The 7109-nt window shown below is 72.1% G+C and carries 8 protein-coding genes; 4 read left to right on the top strand and 4 right to left on the bottom strand.

What is annotated here, in order from left to right; all coding sequences use genetic code 11:
• Window positions 1–439: 439 nt before the first annotated feature.
• Window positions 440–1957 (bottom strand): FUSC family protein, encoded by a 1518-nt coding sequence (locus ACWF94_RS28340; RefSeq protein ID WP_453494451.1) that lies wholly within the window; start codon window positions 1955–1957, stop codon window positions 440–442.
• Between the two features lie 260 nt (window positions 1958–2217).
• Here ACWF94_RS28340 and ACWF94_RS28345 point away from each other — a divergent pair, with 260 nt between their 5' ends.
• A complete protein-coding gene (locus tag ACWF94_RS28345) occupies window positions 2218–2700 on the top strand; it encodes an Lrp/AsnC family transcriptional regulator (RefSeq protein WP_453494454.1) in 483 nt (160 codons plus the stop codon).
• 25 nt (window positions 2701–2725) lie between these two features.
• The gene (locus tag ACWF94_RS28350) at window positions 2726–3409 is read left to right on the top strand and encodes an HAD family hydrolase (RefSeq protein ID WP_453494457.1); all 684 of its coding nucleotides are present in this window, start codon (window positions 2726–2728) and stop codon (window positions 3407–3409) included.
• A gap of 102 nt (window positions 3410–3511) precedes the next feature.
• On the opposite strand, the gene ACWF94_RS28355 is transcribed toward ACWF94_RS28350, so the two are convergent.
• The 3 genes from ACWF94_RS28355 to ACWF94_RS28365 form a co-directional block, all read right to left on the bottom strand.
• Window positions 3512–4423 (bottom strand): M56 family metallopeptidase, encoded by a 912-nt coding sequence (locus tag ACWF94_RS28355; protein WP_453494460.1) that lies wholly within the window; start codon window positions 4421–4423, stop codon window positions 3512–3514.
• A complete protein-coding gene (locus ACWF94_RS28360) occupies window positions 4420–4788 on the bottom strand; it encodes a BlaI/MecI/CopY family transcriptional regulator (RefSeq protein WP_453494463.1) in 369 nt (122 codons plus the stop codon). The genes ACWF94_RS28355 and ACWF94_RS28360 overlap by 4 nt, the downstream gene beginning before the upstream one ends.
• 167 nt (window positions 4789–4955) lie before the next feature.
• Entirely contained in the window at window positions 4956–5579 is a 624-nt protein-coding gene (locus tag ACWF94_RS28365) for a hypothetical protein (protein WP_453494466.1), read from the bottom strand.
• A gap of 185 nt (window positions 5580–5764) precedes the next feature.
• Here ACWF94_RS28365 and ACWF94_RS28370 point away from each other — a divergent pair, with 185 nt between their 5' ends.
• Window positions 5765–6262 (top strand): hypothetical protein, encoded by a 498-nt coding sequence (locus ACWF94_RS28370; RefSeq protein WP_453494469.1) that lies wholly within the window; start codon window positions 5765–5767, stop codon window positions 6260–6262.
• A 90-nt stretch (window positions 6263–6352) separates the two neighbouring features.
• Window positions 6353–7078 carry a DUF305 domain-containing protein gene (locus tag ACWF94_RS28375; protein WP_453494472.1) on the top strand — a complete coding sequence of 242 codons (726 nt, stop codon included), beginning with the start codon at window positions 6353–6355 and terminating at the stop codon, window positions 7076–7078.
• Window positions 7079–7109 lie beyond the last annotated feature (31 nt).

The raw sequence follows: 7109 nt of genomic DNA on the forward strand, positions 1-7109 counted from the left end.
GGGCAGGGGGCCGCCGCCCGGCGGAGCGGCTCCTGGGATGTGACGGACGGGCGCGAAGAGTTGAACGGTGGCTTCCGCATGGTGCGCATCCCGGGGTCGGTGAAGGCCGTACATGGATGCCGCTGTGGTTACCCCCTGAACACATGTCTCTACCCTGAGTGCGCGGTGAAACTGCCTTCTTCACGGGCATTCCAGACCGGAAGGACGCGCGGAGAGGTGCGCGGGAGCGTGTGCGGCACTTCGAGCGCCTGCCTGTGTGCGGGGAGGCGCGGGTGGCTTGTGTGCGGGGAGGCGCGGGAGCGCGGGGACAGGGAGGCGCGGGAGCGCGGGGGACGAGGAGTCCACAGGAGCGCGGGGCGGGCCCCTGGGGGGCGCAGGTGTCCCGCCGGGCGGGCCCGGCTCCCCACGCGGGATGCGCGCCCCGCGCGGGGCGCCGGGATCAGTCGTGCACCAGCGGGGAGGACCTGGAGCCGCCCAGGGGTACGGCGAGTTCGGCGAGGGCCTTCTCCAGTCCGTGCAGATGCGAGAGCACCGGCTCGGTGACGGACGGCTGCGGTACGGCGTCGGCGCGGACCGCCGTCCCGCGCGGAGTGGTGAGCGCGGCCACGGCGGCCTCGACCCGCCGGCAGGCGGCGGTGAGACGGGCGTCGTGGGACGCCTCGGGGTCCGCGGCGATCGTGGCGAGCCCGCGCACCTCACGGGCGCAGTCGTCCAGCAGGGAGAGCACCCGGCGGGCGCGTCCCCGGCGGGCACGCCAGGGGCTCAGCGGGTGCACCAGGGGCGCGAGCGACTGGCGCACCCGGGCGATGAGCGGCTCCAGTTCGGCCACGTGCGGGGCGGGGTCGGCGGCCGGTGAGCCCGCGAGGCGCGCGGTGGCCTCGGCCGTACCCGCGTGGACACAGCGCAGGGCACGCCGGATCCAGGCGTCGGTGGTGGCGTGGGTGGTGACGGGCAGGATCAGCGTGACCCCGAGCGCCGCCCCCAGGGCGCCCACCGCTGTCTCCTGGAGGCGCAGGAGCAGCAGGCCGGGATGGAGGACACCCAGCAGCCCGTACAGCAGGCCGGCCAGCACGGTGACGAAGAAGACCATCCAGCTGTAGGAGGGCGCGGCCGTATAGAAGATGCCGAAGACGCAAAGGGCGGCGAGAGCGGCGGTGGGTCCGGGCGCTCCGGCGACGGGGACGGCGACCAGGACGCCCGCGCCGATGCCGGTGACGGTGCCGACCACTCTGCGGAAGCCCCGGACGAGGGTCTCACCCCGCGAGGCGGTGTTGACGAAGATCCACCAGACGGTGCCCACGGCCCAGTACCAGCGTTCCGGTGATACGAGCAGGCCCGCGCCGATGGCGATCGCGCCCGCGGAAGTGGCCTGGAACGCCTGCCGGGTGGTGGGGCGCGCGAGTCCGCGGCCGGGGAGCGGGGCGGGCACGGCGGGCGGGGGCGTACGCCGCTCGACGCACCAGACCCCGAAGCGGACCGCCGACACCGCGGCGAGCGCGAGCGCCAGCGCGGCGTACAGCTCCGGCAGCCGCGCCGGGGCCGCGTGCAGGAACTGGGTGAGGAAGAACATCATGAACGCGAAGATCCCGAGGGCGTGCCCGCGCGGCCCCCAGCGGCGGGCGTAGACCCCGCAGAACACCACCGCGAGCCAGGCCGCTCCCAGTGCCCCGGGGCGGTGGTGCAGGGCGGTCGCCAGGGCGAGCACGGGGAGACCCACGGCGGGCAGCAGCGCGGTCGTGACGGCCTGGCGGCGTACGGTCTCGTCGGCGACCGTGAAGAGCGCGAGCAGGGCGGTGAGGCCGCCGGTGATGGCGGCGGCGAGGGAGAGACCGGCGAGCTCCGCGGCCGTGACGGCGAGGGCTACTCCGAGAACGGCGCGCGCCGAGACGCGCAGGCGCAGCCGTCCGGGGTCGGGCGCCATGAACATCTTCCGCACGGCGGTCAGGCTCCGCGCCATCGATCTTCCCCTCCCCCTCTTCCCGCGACTCGCGGAGATTCCGTCATTCGCGCGGACATGGCGTTCGCGGACATGGCGTTCGCGGACATGGCAGAGGCGCCGCGGGTCGGGACCGGCTCCGTCGCCGTCCCGGCGCTGCGCGGCGCCGTCTCCCGGAAGGGAACCACCCGAGGAGCCACTGGCTCAAGTCATTCCTGAAGTAATGGGCCATTGGTATAGTGGAACTTGAGATTCCATGACTTCAGGAAGGCCAATGGACCATGGCGGTAGACAGGCTCGACACCCGTATTCTGCGGCTGCTGCTGGAGGAACCGCGTACCAGCGTGCGGGAGTACGCCCGTGTCCTCGGCGTCGCGCGGGGCACGGTGCAGGCCAGGATCGACCGTCTGGAGCGGGAAGGCGTGATCACCGGCACGGGGCCGCGGCTCTCCCCCACGGCCCTGGGCCATCCGGTGCTCGCCTTTGTCCATATCGAGGTCACCCAGGGACATCTGGACGAGGTGGGCGACACCCTCGCGACGATCCCGGAGATCATCGAGGCGTTCTCGATCACGGGCCCCGGGGACCTGCTGACCCGCGTCGTGGCGCGGGACAACGGCCATCTGGAGGATGTCGTCCAGCAACTGATCCAGCTGCCGGGCGTGGTACGGACCCGGACCGAGATGGCGCTGCGCGAGCGCGTGCCGCACCGGCTGCTGCCCTTGGTCGTGTCGGTGGGACGGGCGGCCGGTGCACCACACTGAACCCCGGCTTGGCATGCTGGACCACATGAGCGATTCGTGCATCTCTTCGGTCATTTTCGATCTTGACGGCACGCTGGTGGACAGCGAGCCGAACTATTACGAAGCGGGGCGCAGACTGCTGGCCCAGTACGGGGTGACGGACTTCAGCTGGGAGAGGCACACCGACTTCATCGGCATCGGGACGCGCGAGACGCTGGAGGCGCTGCGCGCGGAGCACGCGCTCGACGCGCCGATCGAGGAGTTGCTGGCGGGCAAGAACCGGCAGTATCTGGAGCTGGCGAGGGCATCGACCGAGGTCTACCCGCAGATGCGCAAGTTCGTGGAACGGCTGCACTCGGACGGGGTTCCCATGGCGGTGGCCTCCGGTTCGTCCCGCACCGCCATCGCCACCGTGCTCGGCGGCACGGGCCTGGACACCCTCATCCCCCTGGCCGTCTCCGCCGAGGAGGTCGACCGGGGCAAGCCCGAGCCCGATGTCTTCCTGGAGGCCGCGCGCCGCCTCGGCGTCTCCCCCGCCGCGTGCGTGGTCCTGGAGGACGCCCCGCCCGGCGCGGCGGCGGCCCACGCGGCAGGCATGCGCTGTATCGCGATCCCCTATGTGGCCGCGATGGCGGACGACCCCGCGTTCCGTACGGCGGAGCTGCGGTACCCGGGCGGCCAGAGCGAGTTCACGGCCCAGTCGGCGTACGACTGGCTCTTCACGGCCTGAAGCATCTCCGATGACTCCCGGTCGCCCGCCCGCACCGGTCGCCCGGGGCGCCGAGGCGTACGGCCTGCGCGCAGTACCGGCCCCGCCGGGTCCTGGCTGCGGTCAGACGGGACCGCAGCCGACCAGCAGGGGCAGGACGGGCGCGGTCACGGATGCGGCGGCGATGCCGAGCCAGGCCGCCCGGTGCGGTCTGGCCTGCGGTGTCAGGATTCTCCGCAGCCGGATGAGGGCGCCCGAACCGCCCGCGCCCAGCGCCACCCGGGGTGTGCGGCCGGCCGCGACCTCGCACAGGGCGGTGGCGAGGGCGTCACGGGAGTGGAACCGCAGGGCGTGGTCGTCCGCGGCCATTTCGAGGAGCAGCGCGGTCTGTTCCCGGGCGAGGCGGGCGAGGGGCAGTCCCGGGAAGGCTCGGGCGAACGCTTTCGTCGCTACCTGGAGCAGATGGTGGCGGCCCCGGATGTGGGCCTTCTCGTGTTCGAGCACGGCCCGCAGCTGCTCATCGTCGAGCACCTCCAGCGCGCCCTGGGTCACGACGATCCGGCGGTCGGGCCCGGGCAGGCAGTACACGGCCGGAACCGGGTGCTGCACGACGGTCGCGTCGTACCGCGCCGCCTCGGTGCCGATCACGGTGAGGAGGCCGGCGTGCCGCCGCCGTTCGCGGCGGGTGTGCCAGGCCGTGCGGACCAGCCAGCCGAGCGGGACCAGGACGACCGCCAGGGGGACCATCAGCAGCCCCACATCGGCCGGCGTGGTCGGAGAGTCCAGGGTGGGCGCGTCCGCGGACAGACCGCACGCGCTGAGCAGTCCGACGAGGCCGCCGTGCACATGCTGCTCGGCCAGGACCAGGTGGTAGACGGCCAGCGCGGTCGCCACGACGAACGTCAGCGACAGCCCCTGCCAGGCCAGGACGGCGACCGCGGGGGCCCGGTGGGCCCAGCGCGACCGCGCCAGACCGTACGGGACCACCGCACCCACCAGCGCGGCGTATCCGGCCAGGGCCATGACCGTGATCATGAACGGCCCCGCCGTCCGGCGGCGCGGAGCGCCGAGCGCAGCGCCTGTACCTCATCGGCCGAGATCTGCTCCACAAAGCTGAGCAGCACTCCGGCCGGGTCCGGGTTGTCCTCCAGGGCGTCCTGCATACGGGCGGCGGTGTACTGCTGGCGGGTGCAGGTGGCCCGGTAGAGCCAGGCACGGCCGTCCTTCTCCCGGGCGAGCATGCCCTTGGTGAAGAGGATGTCGGCCACCGTCTTGACGGTGCTGTACGCGATCGGGCGCTTCTTGTTGAGATCGTCGCGCACCTCACGCGCCGTGGCGGGGCGCCCCCAGGCCCAGAGGCGGTCCATGATCTCCGCCTCAAGCTCACCCAGCTGTCTCACGCCCGCTCCCTCCGGTGCCGGCCATCGACACAGTCCTCTCGGTGCCGCCCGGGGACACGGTGCGAACCGCCCGGCTTCGGTACTTCATCGTAGTCGTCGGGCCACTCAGCGTCGGGGCGATACTCGGACCTGCCGGAACGATTCCGCTCGGCTCGCCGGTGAGCGGCTCAGGACGGGCGGTCGGGCGGACCGGGAGCCGGTGGACCGGGGGCGTTCGGGACCGTCGCGGGAACGCCCAGGTCGGGGACGACCGGACCTGGAGCGCCCGGATCTGGGGCACCCGGCGCGGGAACACCCATGGCAGGAACGCCGGGATCGAGGACGCCCGCAGCGGGAACACCCAGGTCGGGGACGCCCGGCACCGGGCAGTTCTCGGCTGTACGCAGCCGACGCACCAGCGCGTGGGCGAGCAGGGCGAGCGAAGCGACCGCCAGGATCGGCTGGGCCGGGGCCCAGTACGACATGGCCCCGCTCATGCCCAGCGCGAGGACGACGAGCTGATTGCAGACAGGGCAGCCCACGGCGAAGAGCGAGAGCATCCCGCCGGCCAGCGCCCGCGCGGTGCGCGGTCTCCCGGCACCGCGCGACCCCGGACCGCCGGCATAAGTGGCCGCGAGGAGCCCCATGAGGACAGAACTGCCGGCCCACACCGGATAGTTCCACCACAGCACGGGCGTCATCCTCGTGTAGAGATCACTGGGCACGACACCCGTCGGCACCCCGATCGCAAGCCCCGCGACGACCGCCACCGCCACGGCCACCAGCCACTGCCGTGGCCTCCAGGTCCGCATGCCCCACTCCCTCTCTCACTAATACCAAGAAGCTTAGTAGTTAAGGGGAGGGCTCCGCATCAGCTGGAACCCTTCGGTATCGTCGGTGGCCGGAGGTCAGAGTGGTGAGTGCGGGCCGGCGGATTCGAGCAGCGGGTGCCTTGGGGCATCTGCTGCTGGTCGTGGTCGCGCTAGGTGTCTTCTTGATGCATACGGTCGGACACCCGGACGGCGGTTCGGGGACGACCCACACCGGCACCACCTCCGGGGCGGATCACGCGAGTACGACGAGCACGGCGAGCACGGCGGACTCGCTCCGCATGGCCCCGGCACCCCTCGCCCTTCCCGGGGACAACCCGGGCCATGTCTCCGGCGAGATCCCCGGCGACCGCTCGCACGGCGTCCCCGGCAGCCTCTCCGGCGACCCGGCACTCCCGGCCCAGTCCGACGCGGACGCAAACGCAAACGCAACCACAGACGCCGACGGGCTGACCGGTGCCCACGGCCCGGGTATGGCGATGGACATGGCCGCCCTCTGTGTGGCCGTCCTCGCGACCTGGGTTCTCATCGCTCTGCTCAGGGCCGCCCTCGGGCGCGGCGCGGAGTGGCTGGTGCCGCTGCGCGCGAGCGTCATGGCCGCCCTGCGCCCCGGTCCCCCGCCGCCCAGACCGAACCTCGCTCAGCTGTCGATTCTGCGGATATAGGCCGAACGCCACCGCGGGTGCTCAGCCATGCCCGCGTCACCCCGTTCACCGGCATCCATTCCGCAGAACAGAACAGCACGAGGTTTCGACATGACAGTCAGCAAGAACACCCTGCGCAGCCCGCGGCTCCGCCGCCGTATCGCTCTCGTCGGCACCGTCGCCGCCGCGGGTCTTGTGCTCGCCGCCTGTGGCGGCAACGACGACGACATGGACGGCATGGACCACGGGAGCAAGTCGTCCACCAAGGCGAGCGCGCCCGCCGGGGAGAACCCCGCGGCGGGGGCGTTCAACGACGCGGACGTGATGTTCGCGCAGATGATGATCCCCCACCACGAGCAGGCCCTGGAGATGTCCGAACTGGCCGAAGGACGCGCTCAGGACCCGGAGATCAAGACGCTCGCCACCGAGATCGCGCAGGCCCAGGACCCCGAGATCCAGAAGATGAAGTCCTGGCTCAAAGCCTGGGGCAAGCCCGAGTCGGCCGACTCCATGCCCGGCATGGATCACGGCTCCGGCTCCGGCTCCGGCTCCGGCTCCGGCTCCGGCTCCGGCTCCGGCTCCGGTTCATCGGACGGCGACGGCATGTCCGGAATGATGTCCGAGAAGGACATGGCGGATCTCAAGGGCGCCAACGGCAAGGACTTCGACAAGAAGTTCGCGCAACTGATGATCGACCACCACAAGGGCGCGGTCACCATGGCCGAGGACGAGCGGAAGAACGGCAGGAACGCCACCGCGAAGAAGCTCGCCGACGACGTGGTGAAGACCCAGAGCACCGAGATCGCCGAGTTCAACAAGATCCTCGGGCGGCTCTGAGCCCCGGTCGCCGGGCCGGTCGCCGCCGCAC

Source organism: Streptomyces sp. NPDC055078 (genome assembly GCF_053607985.1).